This window comes from Nonomuraea sp. NPDC047529 (assembly GCF_040642995.1).
In the GTDB taxonomy this organism is placed as follows: Bacteria; Actinomycetota; Actinomycetes; order Streptosporangiales; family Streptosporangiaceae; genus Nonomuraea.
This window is the reverse complement of record NZ_JBEYTJ010000019.1, coordinates 108,199-127,700: the sequence shown is the minus strand read 5'-3', so window position 1 is coordinate 127,700 and position 19,502 is coordinate 108,199. Positions and strand designations below refer to the sequence as shown.

15 protein-coding genes are annotated in these 19,502 nt (G+C 73.2%); 11 read left to right on the top strand and 4 right to left on the bottom strand.

All coding sequences use genetic code 11. The features are described 5' to 3' along the window. Positions 1-71 precede the first annotated feature (71 nt). From ABZ815_RS28060 to ABZ815_RS28045, 4 genes are read left to right on the top strand one after another with little or no spacing between them, the layout of a single operon-like run. A complete protein-coding gene (locus ABZ815_RS28060) occupies positions 72-1,253 on the top strand; it encodes a glycosyltransferase family 4 protein (RefSeq protein ID WP_357703069.1) in 1,182 nt (393 codons plus the stop codon). Beyond that, the gene (locus tag ABZ815_RS28055) at positions 1,250-5,401 is read left to right on the top strand and encodes an alpha-(1->3)-arabinofuranosyltransferase family protein (RefSeq protein ID WP_357702955.1); all 4,152 of its coding nucleotides are present in this window, start codon (positions 1,250-1,252) and stop codon (positions 5,399-5,401) included. Before ABZ815_RS28060 ends, ABZ815_RS28055 begins: the two co-directional genes overlap by 4 nt. Continuing rightward, entirely contained in the window at positions 5,398-7,236 is a 1,839-nt protein-coding gene (locus ABZ815_RS28050; protein WP_357702953.1) for a hypothetical protein, read from the top strand. Before ABZ815_RS28055 ends, ABZ815_RS28050 begins: the two co-directional genes overlap by 4 nt. Then, a complete protein-coding gene (locus ABZ815_RS28045; protein WP_357702951.1) occupies positions 7,233-8,210 on the top strand; it encodes a DUF3068 domain-containing protein in 978 nt (325 codons plus the stop codon). Before ABZ815_RS28050 ends, ABZ815_RS28045 begins: the two co-directional genes overlap by 4 nt. Here ABZ815_RS28045 and ABZ815_RS28040 read toward each other — a convergent pair. After that, positions 8,151-8,924, bottom strand: coding sequence for a methyltransferase domain-containing protein (locus ABZ815_RS28040; protein ID WP_357702949.1), 774 nt, complete (start codon positions 8,922-8,924; stop codon positions 8,151-8,153). The genes ABZ815_RS28045 and ABZ815_RS28040 overlap by 60 nt on opposite strands. Here ABZ815_RS28040 and ABZ815_RS28035 point away from each other — a divergent pair. Continuing rightward, the gene (locus ABZ815_RS28035) at positions 8,923-10,746 is read left to right on the top strand and encodes a hypothetical protein (RefSeq protein ID WP_357702947.1); all 1,824 of its coding nucleotides are present in this window, start codon (positions 8,923-8,925) and stop codon (positions 10,744-10,746) included. The genes ABZ815_RS28040 and ABZ815_RS28035 overlap by 2 nt on opposite strands. Here the strand turns inward: ABZ815_RS28035 and ABZ815_RS28030 are convergent. Beyond that, positions 10,689-11,936, bottom strand: a complete 1,248-nt coding sequence (locus ABZ815_RS28030) for an acyltransferase (protein ID WP_357702946.1) — start codon at positions 11,934-11,936, stop codon at positions 10,689-10,691. The genes ABZ815_RS28035 and ABZ815_RS28030 overlap by 58 nt on opposite strands. A 120-nt stretch (positions 11,937-12,056) precedes the next feature. Here ABZ815_RS28030 and ABZ815_RS28025 point away from each other — a divergent pair, with 120 nt between their 5' ends. From ABZ815_RS28025 to ABZ815_RS28000, 6 genes are all read left to right on the top strand, one after another. Then, positions 12,057-12,977 carry a DUF3068 domain-containing protein gene (locus ABZ815_RS28025; RefSeq protein ID WP_357702944.1) on the top strand — a complete coding sequence of 307 codons (921 nt, stop codon included), beginning with the start codon at positions 12,057-12,059 and terminating at the stop codon, positions 12,975-12,977. Then, entirely contained in the window at positions 12,974-13,861 is an 888-nt protein-coding gene (locus ABZ815_RS28020) for a decaprenyl-phosphate phosphoribosyltransferase (RefSeq protein WP_357702942.1), read from the top strand. The genes ABZ815_RS28025 and ABZ815_RS28020 overlap by 4 nt, the downstream gene beginning before the upstream one ends. Next, positions 13,858-15,207 carry an FAD-binding oxidoreductase gene (locus tag ABZ815_RS28015; RefSeq protein WP_357702940.1) on the top strand — a complete coding sequence of 450 codons (1,350 nt, stop codon included), beginning with the start codon at positions 13,858-13,860 and terminating at the stop codon, positions 15,205-15,207. Before ABZ815_RS28020 ends, ABZ815_RS28015 begins: the two co-directional genes overlap by 4 nt. Before the next feature lie 88 nt (positions 15,208-15,295). Beyond that, the gene (locus ABZ815_RS28010; RefSeq protein WP_357702938.1) at positions 15,296-16,036 is read left to right on the top strand and encodes an SDR family NAD(P)-dependent oxidoreductase; all 741 of its coding nucleotides are present in this window, start codon (positions 15,296-15,298) and stop codon (positions 16,034-16,036) included. Positions 16,037-16,125: 89 nt separating this feature from the next. Further along, on the top strand, positions 16,126-17,232 hold the full coding sequence (locus tag ABZ815_RS28005; RefSeq protein WP_357702936.1) for a nitronate monooxygenase family protein: 1,107 nt from the start codon (positions 16,126-16,128) through the stop codon (positions 17,230-17,232). Positions 17,233-17,256: 24 nt separating this feature from the next. Next, the gene (locus tag ABZ815_RS28000) at positions 17,257-18,033 is read left to right on the top strand and encodes an arginase family protein (RefSeq protein WP_357702934.1); all 777 of its coding nucleotides are present in this window, start codon (positions 17,257-17,259) and stop codon (positions 18,031-18,033) included. Positions 18,034-18,068: 35 nt separating this feature from the next. On the opposite strand, the gene ABZ815_RS27995 is transcribed toward ABZ815_RS28000, so the two are convergent. Continuing rightward, a complete protein-coding gene (locus ABZ815_RS27995; RefSeq protein WP_357702933.1) occupies positions 18,069-18,542 on the bottom strand; it encodes a carboxymuconolactone decarboxylase family protein in 474 nt (157 codons plus the stop codon). A gap of 103 nt (positions 18,543-18,645) precedes the next feature. Continuing rightward, complete coding sequence (locus tag ABZ815_RS27990; protein WP_357702931.1) at positions 18,646-19,455, bottom strand: crotonase/enoyl-CoA hydratase family protein; 810 nt, start codon at positions 19,453-19,455, stop codon at positions 18,646-18,648. Between the last annotated feature and the right edge of the window lie 47 nt (positions 19,456-19,502).

The window sequence follows — 19,502 nt, the reverse complement described above, 5'->3', positions numbered from 1 at the left end:
CATGCCCGCATGCCGGCCGACGAGGAGTGACGGTGGTCTTTACCGGTGAGCGCAAGGCGGACCCGGCACGGCTGGCCGAGCCGCGTACGAGCGACAGGACGGCGGACGAGCGGCCACTCGCGGGCGTCCGCGTGGCGATGCTCAACTTCCGCGAGCCCCGGCAGTCCACGGCCGGCGGCGCCGAGGAGTACGCCTGGCAGGTCAGCCGGTTCCTGCTGACCCAGGGAGCCTCGGTCGTGTTCGTGACCGGCCGCCAGCGCGGGCAGCGCCGCGCCGAGGTGCTCGACGGGGTCGAGCTGCGCAGGATGGGCAACCCGTACCTGGTCTACCTGCTGGTCCCGCTCTGGCTGCTGGTCCACCGGCGGCGCGTGGACGTCGTCATCGACACCATGAACGGCATTCCCTTCTTCTCCCCGCTCGTCGTCCGCCGCCGCACACCCGTGATCAGCCTCGTGCACCACGTCCACGACCGGCAGTTCCACGCCTTCCTGCCCGCCTGGCTGGCCCGGATCGGCTGCTTCGTGGAGGGCCAGGTGGCCCGGCTGGTCTACCGGCGCTGCCTGACGATCACCGTCTCGGAGTCGTCGAGGCGCGACCTGGCCGACAAGCTGCGCTGGCTCGCGCCGGTCACCGTCGTGCCCAACGGCTGCGCCCAGCCCGCGCGGACCGAGCCGCCGGACGCGGCCGGCGACCCCGCCCTCGTGTACGCCGGCCGCCTGATCGGCCACAAGCGCATCGAGCGCGTCGTGGACCTGGCCGCCGAGCTCGGCGGCGCCTGGCCGGGCCTGCGGGTGCACGTCGTCGGCCGCGGCCCCGAACGCGACGCCCTGGCCGCGCGGGTCGCCGACCAGGGCCTGGACGGACGCGTCGAGCTGCACGGCTTCCTGCCGGAACCGCGCAAGAACGCCCTGCTGGCCGCGGCGAGGCTCAACGTGACGGCCTCGGAGTTCGAAGGCTGGGGCCTGACCGTCATCGAGGCCGCCGCGCTCGGCGTGCCCACCGTGGCCTACGACGTGGCCGGGCTGCGCGACTCCGTACGGGACGGCGTCACCGGGTGGCTCGTACGGGACGGGGAGAGCCTGGCCGAGGTGACCGGCCGCGCGCTGGAGGAGCTGGCCGACCCGCGGCGGCGGGCGGAGGTGGCCGCGGCCTGCCGCGCCTGGGCCAGGGAATTTACGTGGGCCCGAACTGGGGCTAGCATGACCGGACTTGTCCTGGCGAAACTCCAAGATTGCGGCGGAGCCCCTCAGTGACCCAAGCCTCGCCTGGACCCCCGGGGGAACGCGGGGACTCCATCGTCGAGAGCGCCGTCGAAAGCTACGAGGCCCGGATCAGGCACAGGTTGCGGCTGCTCGCCGCCTGCCTCCTGCTCGGCGCCATCGCGTTCAACACCTCGACCGAGAAGATCATCCCCGAGACGAAGCTCGACATGGCGGTCAACCCGCTGGGCTTCCTCGGCCGGGCGCTGCACCTGTGGGACGGCGCCTACTTCGGCCACCTGCAGAACCAGGCGTACGGCTACCTGTTCCCGATGGGCCCGTTCTACGCGATCTTCCTCAAGCTGGGCATGGAGTCGTGGACCGTCCAGCGGTTGTGGATGTCGCTCGTGTTGTGCGCCGCCTTCCTCGGCGTCGTCCGGCTCGCCCGCGCGCTCGGCGTCGGCGGCCCGCACACCCGCGTCCTGGCCGGATTCGTGTACGCGCTCGCGCCGCACGCCCAGGCGCTGATCGGCATCAACTCCTCGGAGTTCCTGCCCAGCGCCGTGTTGCCGTGGATCCTTCTCCCACTGGTCAAGGGGGCCAAGGGCGAGCTGACGCCGCGCCGGTCGGCCGCGCTGTCGGCGTTCGCCTTCCTGTTCTGCGGCGGCGTGAACGCGGTGGCCGAGGCGGCCGTGCTCGTGGTGCCGATGGTGTACCTGTTGACCAGGCGCGGCGGGCCGGTCAAACGCCGCCTGATCGCCTGGTGGCTGCCGCTGGTCGCGCTGGCCTCGATGTGGTGGGCCGTGCCGCTGCTCACGCTCGGCGGCTACATCTTCTCGTTCCTGCCCTACATCGAGACCGCCACCGCGACGACCGGCGTGACGTCCCTGGTCAACGCCCTGCGCGGCACGTCGAGCTGGCTCAGCTTCCTGACCGTGGACGGCCAGACCTGGCTGCCCGACGCCCACCAGCAGTCCACGGTCCCGTGGCTGATCGTGGTCACCGCCGCCGTGGCCGCGCTCGGCCTGGCCGGGCTCACCCTGCGCCGGCTGCCCGAGCGGCCGTTCCTGCTGATCAGCCTGCTGTGCGGGATCGCCATCATCACCACCGGCCATCCGGGCACGCCGCACGAGCAGTTCATGGTCGGGCTGCTCGACGGCCCGCTGGCCGCCTTCCGCAACCTGCACAAGTTCGACGCGCTGATCCGGCTGCCCGTCGCGCTCGGCTTCGCGGGGCTGCTCTCCCTGGCGCGTCCGCGCCTGCGCACGCCCCTGACCGCGCTGGCCGCCGGGCTCGTGGCCCTGTCGGGCCTGCCCGTCCTGTACGCCGGCCTCGCCCCCGCCGGCGGCTTCACCGCCATCCCCGACTACTGGCGGCAGGCCATCACCTGGCTCAACCGCAACGCCGGCGACGGCATGGTGCTGGCCGTGCCGGGCGCCAAACGCGGGGAGTACCTCTGGGGCCGCCCCCTGGACGAGCCGCTGCAGGCGCTCTCGCAGGCCCGCTGGTCCACGCACACGATCGTGCCGTGGGGCTCGGCCGGCATCTCGCGGCTCATGGCCGCCGTGGACGACCGCCTGGCCACCGGCCAGGGCTCGCCGGGGCTGGCCGCCACGCTGCGCCGGATGGGGGTGTCGTACCTGGTCGTCAGGAACGACCTGGACCGGGCGACGATCGGCACGGCCTGGCCGGTCCGGGTGCACCAGGCGCTGGAGGACTCGCCCGGCGTCTCGCTCGTGGCCCAGATGGGACCGGGCGTCGGCATCGGCCAGTACGGCAGAGCCGCCGCCTGGCTGGACCAGCCCTACCCCGCCGTCGAGATCTACCGCGTGGCCGGGGCCGCGCCGCTGGTCGGCACCGTGGACGCCACCCGCCCGCTGCGCGTGGGCGGCGCGCCGGAGTCCGTGCTCTCCCTGGCCGAGCAGGGCCTCCTGGGCGACGACCGGCCCGTCCTGCTCAACGACGACGCGGGCGTGGTCAAGGTGCCCGCGCACGACACGATCCTGACCGACACGCTGCGCCGCCGGGAGGTGGCCTTCGCCGACCTGCGCCGCAACGCCAGCGCCACGCTCACGGCCGACGAGCCCCTGCGCGGCAGCTCGCCCTCCAACGACCTGCTCGACCCCGGCTGGGCGCGATACGTGTCCACGGCGGGCCTCACCGGCGTCGCGGGCGTCACCGCCTCCAGCTCCGAGGCCGACGTCGGGGCCGCCCCCAACAGCCGCGAGCCCGCCCACCAGCCCTTCGCCGCCCTGGACGGCGACCGGCGCACGAGCTGGCGCTCCACCGGCTGGAACGGCGCGGTGGGCGAGTGGCTGGAGGTGACCTTCGCCGACCCGTTGACGATCCCCACGATCCAGGTGGCGTTCGAGAACTCGCCGATCGGCCCGCCGCCCAGCGAGGTCGTCGTGGAAACCGGTGCCGGCTCGCTGCGCCAGAAGGTGCGCGCGACCGCCGACCCGCAGGAGCTGGCCGTGCCGAAGGGCCCGGTCGAGCGGCTGCGCGTCAAGGTCGTCGCCACCGCCTACCAACCGGCCAACCGCCTGGGCGGCCGGGTCGGCATCACCGAGCTGACCATCCCCGGCGTCCAGCCCGGACGGTCGATCGTCGTGCCCGACCCGCGCGAGGACACCGGCGAGCCGGCCACGATCGCGCTGGCCAGGACCGGCGACGTGCCCGGCTGCGTCAGGGGCTCGGCCGCCTGGAGCTGCGCCAAGGGCCACGAGGTGCTGGGCGACGACGGCAACGGCTTCGACCGCACCTTCGTCACCGGCAAGGACGGCGCGTACGGCGTCTCGGGCCGCACCACCGTCACCGACCGCGCCACCGTCGAACGCCTCAGCACGCTGCCCGGCGACCCCCTGAGCGTGCGCGCCTCCTCCACCTCGGTGGACGGCGGCGCGGCGGGCGGGCGCTGGGCCTTCGACGGCGACCCGAAGACGGCCTGGTTCGCCGACCCGCTCGACCCCAGGCCCACGCTGACCGTCGAGCTGGCCCGCGAGACGAAGTTGTCGCAGCTCCGCGTCATCACGCCCGACTCCTACCTCGGCGCCCCTCCCGTCCGGGTGACGATCCGCGCGGAGGGCGGCGTGCGGCAGAGCTGGGTCGGCACGGACGGTCTCATCCGCTTCCCGGAGATGCGGGCCAAGAAGGTCGCGCTGGAGTTCGGGGCGTCGGGCGGGCGGCCCATCGAGATCAGCGACGTGGCCTTCCCCGGCGTACGGCCGCTCGGCGCGCTGACCGGTTTCAAGCTCACGCTGCCGTGCGGCTTCGGGCCGACGCTCACCATCGACGGCAACGAGGTGCACACCGCCATCACCGGCGGCACCCTGCACGACGTGGTCACCGGCCGGCCGGTGACCTTCGAGACCTGCGAGCGGCTGCAGCTCGTGGCCGGTCCGACCCGGCTGTCGGTGCGGCCGGGCGAGTCGTACCGGGTCGAGTCGGCCGTCGTGCGGCACGAGCCGGGCAGCCCGGCGGCCGGGCCCACCGTCATGCGGCCGACGCCGGTCGGCAAGTGGGCGGCCGGTGAGCGGGTCGTCCAGGTCAGCGTGCAGGACGACTCCTACCTGGTGGTCAACGAGAACTTCAACGCCGGCTGGAAGGCCACGCTGGGGGCCGCGGCGCTCAAGCCGGTCCGGCTGGACGGCTGGCGGCAGGCGTGGTTCCTGCCCGCGTTCACCGCCGGGACGGTGACGCTCACGTACGAGCCGGACGAGCCGTACCGGGCGGGGCTCGCGGCGGGCGGGGCGCTGGCGCTGCTCGTCGCCGGGCTGGCCCTGGTGGGAAGGGGCAGGCCGGGACGCCATCTCGCGCCCGTCCTGGCCGCCCGGCCGCGCGTCCGGCACGTCGCGGTCTTCGCCGTGGCACTCGGCTACTGGGTCGGCGGGCCGGCGGGCGCGGGCGTGGCCGGAGTGGCGTTCGTGCTGGGCGCCTGGTCGCGTCCGCTGCGCGAGGCCGAGCACCTGCGCGGGCGGCGGCGCTGGACCCTGCTGCTCGGGCCGCCCGGCGGGATCGCGCTCTACCTGGCCGTCACGGTCGCCACGGCGTTCGGCGCGGGCGGCCTGTGGACGCAACTGCTCTGCCTGCCGCTGCTCGGGCAGCTCATCGTCGAGGTGGCGGCCAGGCGGGCGCCGGTGAGGCAGACGACCGTACCGATCACCGTCGCCGCAGGCGGCCCGACCATGACGAGTGTTCCGTGACCGACACGATCAAGCCGCGTCCGGGGACCGTGATCACGGTTCCCGGCCCGGTGGCGTGGGCCGCCCGCCGGATCCGCCGCCACGGCGTCCTGCTGGCCGGGCTCGTGCTCATCGCCGTGGCGATGGCGGGCAAGGCGGCCGTCGTCCAGGAGGCGTACTTCAAGGAGGACGACTACGAGTTCGTGGCCAGGGCGATGGAGAGCGACCTGTCGTTCGACTACCTGACCCGGATCCATTTCGGCCAGTTCATGCCGGGCGGCTTCCTGCTGGCCTGGCTGGTCTCCCGGCTGCACCCCTTCGACTGGGGGTGGGCGGCCGGCACGGTGCTGGCGCTGCACGCCGTGGCCGCCCTCGGCGTGCTGCGCATGCTGCGGGTGGTCTTCGGCAGGCGGCCGGCGACGCTCGTGCCGTTGCTGGTCTTCCTCCTCGCGCCGGTCACCGTGCCCGCGCTCGCCTGGTGGGCGGCCGGGCTCAACACCGTCTTCCTCCAGGTCGCGCTGCCCATGGCGGTCGCCTCGCACTGGCATCACCTGCGCACGGGCAGGCTGCGGCACGCCGTGGCCGCGGCGCTGTGGGTGCTGGTCGGGCTGCTGGGCTTCGTCAAGGGGTTCGCGCTGCCGCTGCTGCTGTTCGCCCTCACCGCGATCTACCACGGCGGGCTGCGCGCCGCGCTGCGCCGCCACCTGGCCGCCTGGGGCATGTACCTCACCGTGCTGGTGACCTTCGGCGCGCTCTACGTCCAGCGGTCGTCGGCGGCGCCGAACACCGGGGCGCTGCCGATCTTCGACCAGGCCCTCGGCTTCCTGTGGGAGCTGCTGGGCAGGACGTTCGCCACCACCGTGCTCGGCGGGCCGTGGCGGTGGTTCGCGGGCGGCGACTGGGGAGTGGCCTCGCCGCCGCTGCCGCTGGTGATCGCCTCCCTCGCCGTCCTCGCCGCGCTGGTGGTGATCACCAGCCGGTACCGCAGGCGGGCCCTCCTGGCCTGGGCCACGCTGCTGGGCTACCTGCTCGTCGCCGACGCGCTGCCGGTGTTGTGGGGACGCGTCCACCTGCTGGGCTCGTTCGTCGGCACCGACACCCGGTACGTCGCCGACGCCGTCCCGCTGCTCGCGCTGGTCGTGGGCCTGGTGCTGCTGCCGCTGCGCGGCGAGGAGGAGCCGTACCGCAGGGCGCTGCCGGCGCGGGAGCGGGTGACGGGCGCGGCCGGCGCGATGCTCGGCCTGTTCGCGGGCGCGTCGCTGGTCACGGTGACGCTCTTCGCCGGGTACATGGGCGCCGAACGGCGGCACGACTACATCGAGACCGCCCGCGCCGAGCTGGCCAGGGCGGCCCCCGACAGCGTGATCTACGACCGGCTGGTGCCGACCGAGGTGCTGCCGAACTCGTACCGGACCTACAGCCTGACCTCGCGGGTGCTGGGCGCGATGGCCACGCCCGCGCTCAGGGCCAGGATGCAGGCGCCGCCCGCCGCGCTCGACGGCCTCGTCTTCGACGACCAGGGCCGCCTGCGGCCGGTGGACGTGCAGGGCATCCCGCTCGTGCCCACCACGCGCGACCGGTGCTGGCCGGTCACCGGCGGGACCGTCCAGGTGCCGCTGGACAACCGCGTCACCCGCGTCGAGGGCACCCTGGTCAGGTTGGGGTACGCGGCGCGCTCCGACACGACGGTCACCCTGTGGATGGGCGACCGCGCCACCGACGTGAAGCTGCGCGCGGGCTTCGGCAGGGTCTTCGTGCTCGCCGCGCCGGGGGCCGACCGGATCGTCGTGCACGACGTGCCGCCCGGCCTGTGCCTGGGCGACGTGACGCCAGGACAGGCGGTGCCCCGGCCGTGACCCCCCTGAGCCGCAGGAGCCTCGCGCCGGTGCTGGCCGGCGTGGGCGCCTTCCTGCTGACGCTCATCCCCCTGACCCGCCTGTACGTCTACGACCAGGTGCTCAAGGCCCCCCTCGAACAGCAGAGCATGACCAGGGCGACCGCAGCGTCGGCCACGTACGTGGACCCGGCGACCATGCGGCAGACGACCGGCGACCTGGTCCAGACCCGGTGGCTGATCGGCGACGTGCTGGCCGGCGACGACGACCGGGCGGTGTGGGGCGAGTCGGTCTCCCTGGCCACCCGCGACGGCCGCCGCCTGGACTACCACGAACGCCGCCTGGCCTTCGACCGGCGTACCGGCGAGATCGTGAACTGCTGCGGCGAGTACCTGGACGAGGACGTCTCCGTCCGGCAGATCGGGCAGGCCTTCCGCTGGCCCTTCAACGCCGAACGCCGCGACTACCCGCTGTTCGACCTGCGCCTGCGCCGCCCGGTCACGGCCGCCTTCGACGGGGTCGAGCGGGTGCGCGGCGTCGAGACGTACCGCTACGTCCAGCGCACGCCGCGCCGGCTCGTGCCCGGGGAGACGCCGCCGCTGCCGCGCCACCTGCTCGGCCTGCCCGGCAAGGGCGACGTCGGCCTCGGCCGCTACGCCGAGATCCGGCGCACGTACTGGGTCGAACCGGTCAGCGGCCTGCCCGTCAGGACGCAGGAGGAGGTGACCGAGACGCTGGTCACCGCAGACGGCCGGGGCCGGCTGACCGCCCTCGACGCCGACCTCCGCACCTCGGAGTCGGACGTCGCCGCGTCCCTGGCGACGGCGGCGGCCTACCGGCGCTGGATCCTGCTGCTCGGCACGGTGGCGCCGATCGGCGGCGGCCTGCTCGGCGTGGGCTGCGTGGTGGCCGCCCTGTGGTTGTCGCGGCGGCGCTCACCTGCGGCGCAGGACGAGGAGCAGGTTCCAGGTGACCAGCTCGCGGATGCCAGGTAGGTGGACGACGTGCCTGGCCCAGCGTGGGTGGTACCGGGGAATCGCGTCGAGGATCTCCACGTCGCGCCGCCCGCGCGCCCAGGCCAGGGGCTTGGCCACGCCGATGGCGTACATGCTCTCGCCGTAGACGTTCTTGGGGGGCCTGCCGTGGGTGCGGGCGTAGCGGCGGGCGGCGTAGTGGCCGCCGAGGTAGTGCCAGGGGGAGGTCTCGTGGCCGCCCCAGGGCGAGAACCAGATCGTGTACGACAGGTACACCACGCCGCCCGGCCGGGTCACCCGGACCATCTCGGAGGCCATCCGCAGCGGGTCGGGGACGTGCTCCAGCACGTTGGAGGAGAAGCACACGTCCACCGAGCCGTCGGCGAGCGGCAGGTCGAGCGCGCTGCCGAGCACGGCGTCGCGGGGCGGCACGCCGTCGCGCAGGCGCATCTCACCGGCGTCGCAGTCGACGCACAGGGGACGCGCGCCGACCGCGCGCAGGGCGTCGGCGAAGTAGCCGGGGCCGCCGCCGATGTCGGCCACGGTCGCGCCGGCCAGGTCGGTGTAGGTCGCGAGCTGGGCCACCGTGTCCCTGGCCAGGGTGCCGTAGAAGAAGTCGGGGTCGCTCTGCTCCAGGCGGAAGGCGCGCAGCAAACGGACGGATCTGCCGAGATCCGCTCGGAACGGTTCGGTGTCCACGGCGCGGAGCTTACTGCAGTGGAGGGATACGTCCATGACTGAAGACCTCAAGCGAGCAGAGCCCTTCCAGATCACGATCCCGGCGGTGCGCACCGGGCCGGTCATCGGCGTGGGCCTGCTGATCATCGTGGTCTCGCTGGTGTTCCGGGCGAGCCTGCTCAGCAAGGCCTACTTCGTCGAGGACGACTTCCTCTTCGTGGCCGGGGCCGGCGACAGCGGGCCGACCTGGGAGTACCTGATGAGGGTGCACAAGGGGCACCTCATGCCGGGCGCGCTCGGCCTGGTGTGGCTGCTCACGTCGGTGGCGCCGTACAGCTGGGCGCTGGTGTCGTTCGTGACCGTCGCGATCCAGGGGGCCGCCTCGGTCATGTTCCTGGTGCTGCTGCGGCGGCTGTTCGGCGACCGGGCGGCCGTGCTCGCCGCGCTGACCGTCTACGCCTTCGCGCCGCTCACCGCGCCCGCCATGAGCTGGTGGTCGGCCGCGCTCAACGCCGTGCCGTTGCAGCTCGCGCTGGTCGCGGCGCTGGCCGCGCACGTCCGGTACGTCCGCGAGGGCAAGGGCCGCTGGCGGGCCCTGGCCTGGACCGCCGTCGGGATGGCCTTCTCCACCAAGGGGGTGTTCATCCCGTTCGTGGTGCTCGGGGTGAGCAGCGCCTACCTCGGCCGGGGCCTGTGGGCCCGCGCCCTGCTCGCCGAGCTGCGCAGGCCCGTCTGGTGGGCGCACGGCCTGCTGCTGGCCGGGTACGCCCTGCTCTACTGGCTGCGCCGCGACACCGCCGGGGCCGACGCGCTGACCGGCCCGAAGGCCGAGGTGGTCCCCGGGCTGCTGCGCAGGCTGCTGGGCGAGACCTTCCCCACCGGGGCCGTCGGCGGCCCGCTGCGCTGGGGCGGCGTCACCTCGACCGGCGGGCTGGCCGACCCGGCCCCGGTCACCGTGGTCGTGGCGTGGGCGGTGCTCGCGGCGCTGGTCGTGGTGACCTGCGTGTACCGCAGGCGGGCCTGGCGGGCGTGGGCGATCCTGGCGGCCTACGTGGTGGTCGCCGACGCGGTGCCCACCGTGATCGCGCGGGCCACCGCCTGGGACCTGGTCGGCGCCGAGACCCGGTACGTCGCCGACGCCGCCGTGCTCTTCGCGCTCTGCCTGGCGCTGGCCGTCATGCCGGTGGAGGACGAGCCCGACGTCGTCCGCAGGCCGGCGCCGTCGAGCATGCCGGCCGTCGGCGCCGGGCTGACCGCCGTGTTCCTCGTCGTGTCGCTGATCTCGATCAACACCTTCGGCGACACGCTCACCGGCGACCGGGTCAGGACGTACCTGGAGAACGCCAGGACCTCGCTGGCCGCGGCGGCCGGGGACGCCGACATCTACGCCCGTCCCGTGCCGCCGGAGATCGTCCTGCCGTGGAACGGGGAGCGCCGGATGACCTCGTACGTGCTGGCGCCGCTGGTCGACGCCGAGACCCGGGAGCGCATGCGCGACCCGCGGCCGTCGTCGGAGCCGTACGTGCTGGACGACACGGGCAAGCTCGTCCTGGTGGGACGGGTGGCGCCGTTCTTCGACGCGGTCAAGGGGCGCAGGTGTTACCCGGCGGGCAAGGAGTTCCCCGTCGAGTCCTTCGGCGGGGCCGGCGTGGTGGTGGCCATGTCGTACGTCAGCCCGCAGCCCGTGCAGGTCGTGGTGGAGGTCGGCGAGGCCCAGCGGGCGGCCACGCTGCCCGCGACCGGCGCCATGGGCGCGCTGTTCTACGTGCCGCACGACGGGCCGGGCAAAGGCATGCGGATCACCGCGGCCGGGGCGCAGGGTCAGGCGTTCTGCCTCAGGGCGGTGGCCTTCGGCGAGCCGGGTCCGGCGGCGCGCTGAGGCACCAGGCGGACGAGCCGCCTGGCGGGCTCCTCGACGTAGCGGTGGGTGAGCCCGGCCATGGTGACGGTGATGGCGGTGACGGCGACCAGGTTGACCAGGAGGTTGCCGGTCCACGGCTTCTGTCCGGTGAAGTCGTACCAGAGGTAGAGGATGACGAACTGCCACAGGAAGACGCCGTAGGAGATCTGGCCCAGGTAGCTCATCACCCGTCCGCCGAGCAGCTCGCGCACCCGCGTGGACCGTCCGGGCTCCAGCGCGGCCGGGGCGACCAGGCAGAAGGCGACGAGCGTGTACAGGCCCTGCTCGTAGAACGCGGTCCAGATGCTGCCCAGGCCGACCGCGCGCGGCCCGGTGACCGGCGTCGAGGCGATGAGGTACGCCAGGCCCGCGATGACCCACAGCGTGCCCCAGGAGGAGGCCAGCGCGGCGCTCAGCCGCCGTGCGCGGCCGTCCTGGGCCCTGGCCCAGACGGTCAGCACGGCCAGCGCCATGCCGGGCACGAAGAACGTCCAGGAGCGCGGCAGCCAGATGTTCATCCAGGGCCGGTAGTCGGGGAAGTACTCGAAGACCGTGTACACGTACGACAGCGCGCCGAAGGCGGCCAGGCCGACGAGCAGCCGCCGGCCCCTGGTCCGCAGGTCGGGGTCGCCGCGCAGGGCGAACCTGCGCAGCACGGCCGCCATCAGCGGGAGCGTGAGGTAGAAGGTCAGCTCGACCGCGAGGCTCCACATCTGGCCCAGCCCCTTGGGGCCGAGGCCGTACCACCAGGGGGTGATGTCGTAGGTGTGCACGAGGAACAACATCTGCGCCCACGTCCAGGGGTCGGCCCGGTGCGCCTCGCCCCACAGCAGCAGCGCCACGGCGACCACCAGCCAGTACGCCGGCATGATCCGGAAGAAGCGTTTCCACAGGTAGCGGCGGGTGTCCGGGGCCCGGTCGCCGAGCAGCACCTGCGCCGCCCACGGCCGGTACAGCAGCAGGCCGGAGAGCGTGAAGAAGATCGGCACGCCGATCTCGCCCCTGGACAGCACGCCGCCCAGGAACCCCGGGTCCAGGGCCGTCCCCGCCTCCATGGACACGTGGAAGAGCAGGACGGCGAAGGCGGCCACGGCGCGCACGCCGTCGAGCGAGGTCTGGTGTCCTGAGACCACCGGAACCCCGCTCGAAGTAGAACCTGTTTCGGTCACGTTTCCGCATCCCTGGTGACGTCGGTCACTCATCGCAATAACATACCGGCGAGTAGGTAGTTCGTTTCAGTACTTAACCACCCAAACAGGCGTCCGTGCACCTGCACACATGGAGGGTCCATGAACCGGGTCGTCGTTGGCAGCGTCCTCATCGCCGTCGGGGCATTCCTCATCGTTCTGGCTCCCCTGGTCCGCCTCCAGGTCGCGCCCGCCTTCATGGCCGCCAAGGGCGACCAGTACAGCATCAGCAAGCTGCACGCGACGGGCGCCCAGTACTTCAGCATCCCCGACGGCAAGGTGCTGACCGGCGACCTCGACATCATCGTGACCACCCGCGGTGACGTGAAGGAGGCCAGCGACGACCGCGTCGTCTGGGACGAGTTCACCGCCGTCAACGACGTCACCAACAGCAAGCCCGGCATCAACTTCAGCGAGCGGCGCAGCGCCTTCGACAAGCGCACCGGCGTCGGGCTCAACTGCTGCGGCGTCAGCATCGACAAGGCCCCCGTGCAGCTCCAGGGGCAGATCTACAAGTTCCCGTTCGACGTGGAGAAGAAGACCTACCTGGTGTTCAACGCCAGCGCGGGCAAGGCGTTCGACGCCAAGTTCGTCGGCGAGGAGCAGGTCGACGGGCTGGCCACGTACAAGTTCGAGCAGACCGTCCCCGAGACCAGGACGCAGACCCTGAACGCCCCCGCCGCCTGGTTCGGCATGGGCACCACGGGCGACGTGCAGCTGAACCGGTTCTACTCCGGCACCGTCACCTACTGGATCGAGCCCACCACCGGCGCGCCCGTCAAGCAGGAGCAGGTCCGCAACGAGGTGCTCAAGAGCCAGGACGGCATCGAGCGCTCCAAGGCGTTCGTGGCCACCGCCAAGATGACCGACGACACGGTCAAGGGCCTGGTCGACAGCGCCGCCGACGGCAAGAGCCAGATCAACCTGATCAGGACCACGCTGCCGATCGTGCTCGGCGTGGTCGGGGTCGTCCTGCTCCTGGGCGGCCTGCTGCTCGCCCTGCGCGGCCGCCGGTCCGCATGAGCCAGGGCGTGGTCGCCCGGCCCTGGTCGGCCGCGCCCGCGCTGGCCCTGGCCAGGGCCGCCCGGCCGCGCCAGTGGCTGAAGAACCTGCTCGTCCTGGCCGCCCCCATGGCGGCCGGGGTGCTCGGGCAGCCGGGCCGGCTGCTGTCGGCGCTGCTCGTCCTGGCCGCCTTCTGCCTGGCCGCCAGCGGCTCCTACCTGCTGAACGACGCCTCCGACGTCGAGGCCGACCGGCTGCACCCGCGCAAGCGCCGCCGTCCCGTCGCCTCCGGCGCGGTGTCGGTGCGCACGGCCCGGGTGGCGGGGGTCGTCCTGCTGGTCCTCGGGCCCGCGGTCGCCGCGCTCACCGGCGGCTGGCAGTCGCCCGCGGTCGTCGCCGGGTACGTCGCCCTGACCCTGGCCTACACGACGTGGCTCAAGCACCAGGAGGTCGTGGACCTCATCGCGGTCGCCGGATGCCACGTGATCAGGGCCTTCGCCGGGGCCGTCGCCGTCGGCGTGCCGGTGACCGGCTGGTTCCTCATGGTCGTCTCGCTGGCCGCGCTCCAGCTCGTGGCAGGCAAGCGCGAGGCCGAGCTGCGGTCGCGGGGCGTGTCGGGGACGCGGGCCACGCTCGCCGCGTACCCGGCCGCCTATCTGACGCAGGTGCGGGTCATGGCGTCCGGGGCGATGATCGTCACGTACTGCCTGTGGGCGCTGAACGCGCACGAGAACCTGTTCTACGGGCTCAGCATCGTCCCGTTCCTGCTCCTGGTGCTCCGGCACAACCTGCTCGTCGAGCGGGGCGCCGGGGAGGAGCCCGAGGAGCTGGTGATCCGCGACCGGCACACCCTCGTCTTCGCCGCCGCACTGGTCGTCCTGGTGGGGCTGGGGATCTACACATGAGCACGTTCCTCACCGGCTGGGGACGCACCTCGCCCAGCCCCGCCGAGCTGCGGCGCCCCCGCTCCCTGGCCGAGCTGCGCGACCTGGTCCTGGCCGCGCCGGTCCGCGGGGTCGTCGCCCGCGGGCTCGGCCGCTCGTACGGCGACGCCGCCCAGAACGCCGGCGGCCTCGTCCTGGACTGCACCGGCCTGGACACGTGGAGCTTCGACGAGCACACCGGCGTCGTGACCGCGGCGGGCGGGGTCAGCCTGCACGAGGTGATGACGGCGCTCGTGCCCCAGGGCTGGTTCGTGCCCGTGAGCCCCGGGACCAGGCACGTCACGGTCGGCGGGGCCGTCGCGGCCGACGTGCACGGCAAGAACCACCACCGCGACTCCTCCTTCGGCGCGCACGTCCGCTCGCTCACCCTGGTGACCGCCGACGGCGCCGCCAGGGTGCTGCGTCCCGGCGAACCGCTCTTCCGGGCGACCGTCGGCGGCATGGGGCTGACCGGGGTGGTGGCCGAGGCGACGTTCGGCTGCGTGCCCGTGGAGACGTCCCTGATGCGGGTGGACGTCCGGCGCACCGCCGACCTGGACGAGACCCTCGACGTCATGGCCCGCACCGACGACCGCTACCGCTACACGGTCGCCTGGATCGACCTGCTCGCCCGGGGACGCCGGATGGGCCGCAGCGTGCTGACCAGGGGCGACCACGCGCCGCGCGACACGGAGAAGCCGCCGCCGGGCTTCGCGCCCGGCGACGAGGACGCCCTGGCCTTCGCGCCGCGCGCGCGGCTGCACGCGCCGCCGTGGGCGCCGGACGGCCTGCTCAACGGGCTCAGCGTGCGGGCGTTCAACGAGCTCTGGTACCGCAGGGCGCCGCGGAGCGCGACCGTCACGCAGGGCATCGCGCCGTTCTTCCACCCGCTCGACTTCGTCGAGGGCTGGAACCGCATGTACGGCTCGCGCGGCTTCGTCCAGTACCAGTTCGTCGTGCCGTTCGGCGCGGAGGAGACGCTGCGCGGCATCGTCGGGGCGTTGTCGGCGCACGGGACGGTGTCGTTCCTGACCGTGCTCAAGCGGTTCGGTCCCGGTTCGGGCGGTCTGCTGTCCTTCCCCGTGCCCGGCTGGACCCTGGCCCTGGACATCCCGGCCGGTCAGCGCGGCCTGAGCGGGCTCCTGCGCGGCTTCGACGAGCGCGTCGCGCAGGCCGGGGGACGGGTGTACCTGGCCAAGGACGCCCGCCTGCGCGCCGACATGATGGCGGCGATGTACCCCGAACTGGAACGATGGCGGAGCATCAGGGACGAGGCCGACCCGGAGGGCCTGTTCCGCTCGGATCTGTCCAGGAGACTACGACTGTGACCACCGCTTCGCCCTCGACGGCCGGCGCCGCGCTCGGGAGGGCCGCCGCTTCGCGCCCCGGGACCGTCGCTTCGGGCCGGAGGGCCTTGTGAGGAACGCGCTCGGGGCCGTGGACAGTGTGCTGCTGCTGGGCGGCCGGAGCGAGATCGGCCTGGAGATGGTCAGGCTGCTGGTCGGGCTGGGCGCGACCAGGGTCGTGCTGGCCGTCCGGGGCGAGCTCGCGCCGCCGGCCGACCTCGCCGCCGAGGTGCACGTCCTGCCGTTCGACGCGCTGGACGTGGGCTCGCACGCCGCCGTCCTCGACCGGGCCGTGGAGCTGGTGGGCGACCTCGACGTGGTGATCTCCGCGTTCGGCGTGCTCGGCAGCCAGGACGACTACGACGCCGACCCGTCCGCCGCCGCCGAGGCCGTCGCGGTCAACTACGGCGGCCACGTCTCGGTGGACCTGCACGCCGCCAGGGTCCTGCGCGAGCAGGGACACGGCACTCTCGTGGTGCTCTCGTCGGTGGCCGGCGCGCGGGTGCGCAAGGCCAACTTCGTCTACGGCTCGGCCAAGGCCGGGCTCGACGGGTTCGCGCAGGGGCTCGGCGACGCGCTGCACGGGTCGGGCGCGCGCGTGCTGATCGTCCGTCCCGGCTTCGTCGTCGGCCGGATGACCAAGGGGCTGCCGCCCGCGCCCCTGTCCTCGACGCCCCGCCAGGTGGCCCTGGCCGCCGTGCGCGCGCTGCGTGAGGGCGCGTCGTCGGTGTGGGTGCCGCGGGCGCTCGGCCCGGCGTTCGGCCTTCTGCGCCTGCTTCCGAGGCCGCTCTGGCGCCGGCTGCCGCGCTAGGACGCGTTCCACGCGTGGGAGCCGACCGACCAAAGGTTCTAGAGTAGAACGCGTTGCAGTTCGGCTGCGCCGCGGCTTATCGTCGGGCCATGCGGACACGTGTCACGGACATGTTCGGAATCGAGCTCCCGATCTTCGCGTTCAGCCACTGCCGGGACGTGGTCGCCGCGGTCAGCCGCGCGGGCGGCATGGGAGTGCTCGGCGCGCTCTATTTCACCCCGGAAGAGCTCGAAATGGAGCTCAAGTGGATCGACGACCACGTCGACGGCAAACCGTACGGGGTGGACGTGGTCATGCCCGCCTCCTACGAGGGCGCCGACTTCGCCCCCGAGGAACTGGTCGGCCGCCTGCAGGCGATGATCCCCGAAGGGCACCGCGCGTTCGTCGAGAACCTGCTGGGCAAGCACGGCGTCCCGGCGCTGTCGTCCGACGCCGACCCCGGCAGGGTCCTGCTCGGCTGGACCGACGCCACCGCCCGTCCTCAGGTCGAGGTCGCGCTCCGCCATCCCATCGCCCTGCTGGCCAACGCCCTCGGCCCGCCACCGGCCGACGTCGTGGACCTGGCCCACCGGCACGGCGTCAAGGTCGCCGCCCTCGCCTCGACCCCGCGCCACGCGCTCAAGCAGGTCGAGGTCGGCGTGGACGTCGTCGTCGCCCAGGGCACCGAGGCCGGCGGCCACACCGGCGAGATCTCGACCATGGTGCTCATCCCGCAGGTGGTGGACGCCGTGGACGTCCCCGTCCTCGCGGCGGGCGGCATCGGGAACGGCCGGCAGATGGCGGCCGGCCTGGCCCTGGGCGCGGAAGGCGTCTGGACCGGCTCCCTGTGGCTCACCGTCGAGGAGGCCGACACCCCCGAGATGGCGAAGCGCCGCATCCTGGAGGCCACCTCGCGCGACACCGTGCGCTCGCGGAGCTGGACCGGCAAGCCGGCCCGCCTGCTCAGGAACGAGTGGACCGAGGCGTGGGAGTCGCAGGAGTCGCCGGGCACGCTGCCGATGCCGCTGCAGTTCATGCTGGTCTCGGACGCGCTGCGCCGGATCGGCCGGTCGGACGCCTCCGAGCTGGCCACGTTCCCCGCCGGGCAGGTCATCGGCCTCACCAACCAGGTGCGCTCGACGAAGGACGTGGTGTTCGGGCTCGTGGAGGAGTACGCGGACGCCCTGGAACGCCTCGGCCGCATCACCGAGGACTGATCGTCCGGCTGTTACCGTGGGGACGTGTCGGTCTTATACATGCCGTACCACCTCGATGAGCACCAGCCCGATCTCAACGTCCCGCTGCCCGGCGGCGTGCCCGTCGCCGAGTTCGCCGTGGAGCTGCCCGGACCGGACGTCTGGTCGCGGCTCGGGCGGCTCTACGACGCCGTCGCCACCACAGTCGAGCGGGCCGTGCGGGCGGGGGAGAGGCCCGTCGTGGTCTCCGGCGACTGCACGGTGTCGATCGGCATGACGGCGGGCCTGCAACGAGCCGGGCTCGACCCCTCGATCGTCTGGATCGACGCCCACGGCGACCTCCAGACGCTGGAGACGACCACGTCGGGCTATCTCGGCGGCATGGCGCTGCGCTTCCTCCTCGGCTACCGCCCCCGCGACGTGGCCGACCGCCTGGCCCTGCGTCCGCCGCCCGAGGACCGCGTGCTCCTCGTCGACGCCCGCGACCTCGACCCGCCCGAGGCCGGCTACCTGGCCTCGTCGGGCGTGACCCGGGCGGGCCTCGACGAGGTGACGCCCGAGAGCCTGCCGCCCGGCCCTCTCCTGCTCAACCTGGACCTGGACGTCCTCGACCCGTCCTGCCTGCCCGGCCTGCGCTACCCGGCGGCCGGCGGGCCCGACGTCCCGGCGCTGCTGCGGGCCGTACGGGTGGTGCTGGGCAGCGGCCGGCTCGCCGCGCTCAATCTCGCCTGCACGTGGCACCCGGGCCGGGACGACCCCGGCGGCGTCCGCGAGCGCCTGGTCGCGGCGATCCTCGCCGACCTGCGGGACCGCGCGGGCTGACCCGCAGGTCGTGCCTCCCGGCGTGAGGTTCCCCGTCAGTCGAACATGCCGGGCACGTAGTCGCCCGCGGGCTGCTGGGTGACGACGTTCACCCGGTTGAAGGCGTTGATGAGGGCGATCAGGCACACGAGCGCCCCGAGCTGCTCCTCGTCGTAGTGCTTGGCGGCGTTCGCCCAGACCTCGTCCGGGACGCCGCCGGCGGCGTCGGCGATGCGGGTGCCGTGCTCGGCCAGCTCCAGCGCGGCCCGCTCGGCCTCGGTGAACACCTTGGCCTCCCGCCAGGCGGCGACCAGGTTGAGCCGGATCGGGGTCTCCCCGGCGTGCGCGGCGTCCTTGGTGTGCATGTCGGTGCAGAAGCCGCAGCCGTTGATCTGGCTGGCCCGGATCTTCACCAGCTCCTGCGTCGCGAGGGGGAGAGCCGAGTCCATGATCACCTTGTTGGACGTGATGAGGTGCTTGAGGACCTTGGCCGTGATCTGGTTCTGGAAGAGGTTCATGCGAGCTTCCATGACGCGCTCCTTGCCGTGGCTGATTGCTTCCACCTCTCCGACGGGACAGCCCGGCCGCACGTGACAGGAATGGATGTGACGTGCGTCTCTCCGTGTGCCGGGGTCAGTGGCCCTCGTACCGGGCGGGGCGCTTCTCGCGGAACGCCCGGGTGCCCTCCTTGGCGTCCTCCGAGCCGATCACCGGCCAGCCCAGCTCGTCCGACACCTTCAGGGCCTCCGGCTCCGGCATGCCCAGCGTGTCCCGGTACGTCCGCAGAATCGCCTGCACCGCCAACGGCCCGGAACCGGCGATGTCCTCGGCCAGCTCACGAGCCGTCGCCAGCGCCTGGCCGTCCGGTACGACCCGGTTGACCAGGCCCATCGCCAGGGCCTCGGCGGCGGTGACGGAACGGCCGGTGAGCAGCAGGTCCATCGCGTGGCAGTACGGGATCTGGCGCGGCAGCCGGATCGCGCTGCCGCCCATCGGGAAGAGCGCACGTTTGGCCTCGAAGAGCCCCAGGGTGGCCGATTCCGCCACCACCCTCAGATCGGTGCCGACCAGCAACTCCGTGCCGCCGGCCACCGCGTGACCCTCGACGGCGCTGATGATCGGCTTCGTCGGCAGGTCCTCCCTCAGGAGCCCCTTCCAATGGAAATTCGGGATCTGGGCGGCCCTTGCCTGGACGTCCGGATCGGTCGAGGGTTGGCCCATGGCCTTGAGGTCGGCCCCGGCGCAGAACGTCCCCTCCGCCCCGGTCAGGATCGCGACCCGGATCGAGGGCTCGGCCGACGCGTACGCCCAGGCCGAGGCCAGTCCGATCAGCATGTCCGAGGAGAGGGCGTTGCGGGCCTCCGGCCGGTTCATCGTGACGGTCAGGACGTGGCCGTCGCGTTCCACCCGGCAGTGCGGGGTGCTGATCGGCAGAAGCTCCATGTACGCCTCCCAAGTCCCAGAAGCTACAGAATCAAGCGCTTGCTACG

Excerpts from the sequence above, each read along its gene's own strand:
- ABZ815_RS28035 (WP_357702947.1), top strand. The coding sequence starts at position 8,923 with ATGACTGAAGACCTCAAGCGAGCAGAGCCCTTCCAGATCACGATCCCG.
- ABZ815_RS27995 (WP_357702933.1), bottom strand. The coding sequence starts at position 18,542 with ATGGAAGCTCGCATGAACCTCTTCCAGAACCAGATCACGGCCAAGGTC.
- ABZ815_RS28005 (WP_357702936.1), top strand. The coding sequence starts at position 16,126 with ATGCGGACACGTGTCACGGACATGTTCGGAATCGAGCTCCCGATCTTC.
- ABZ815_RS28020 (WP_357702942.1), top strand. The coding sequence starts at position 12,974 with ATGAGCCAGGGCGTGGTCGCCCGGCCCTGGTCGGCCGCGCCCGCGCTG.
- ABZ815_RS28040 (WP_357702949.1), bottom strand. The coding sequence starts at position 8,924 with ATGGACGTATCCCTCCACTGCAGTAAGCTCCGCGCCGTGGACACCGAA.
- ABZ815_RS28025 (WP_357702944.1), top strand. The coding sequence starts at position 12,057 with ATGAACCGGGTCGTCGTTGGCAGCGTCCTCATCGCCGTCGGGGCATTC.
- ABZ815_RS27990 (WP_357702931.1), bottom strand. The coding sequence starts at position 19,455 with ATGGAGCTTCTGCCGATCAGCACCCCGCACTGCCGGGTGGAACGCGAC.
- ABZ815_RS28015 (WP_357702940.1), top strand. The coding sequence starts at position 13,858 with ATGAGCACGTTCCTCACCGGCTGGGGACGCACCTCGCCCAGCCCCGCC.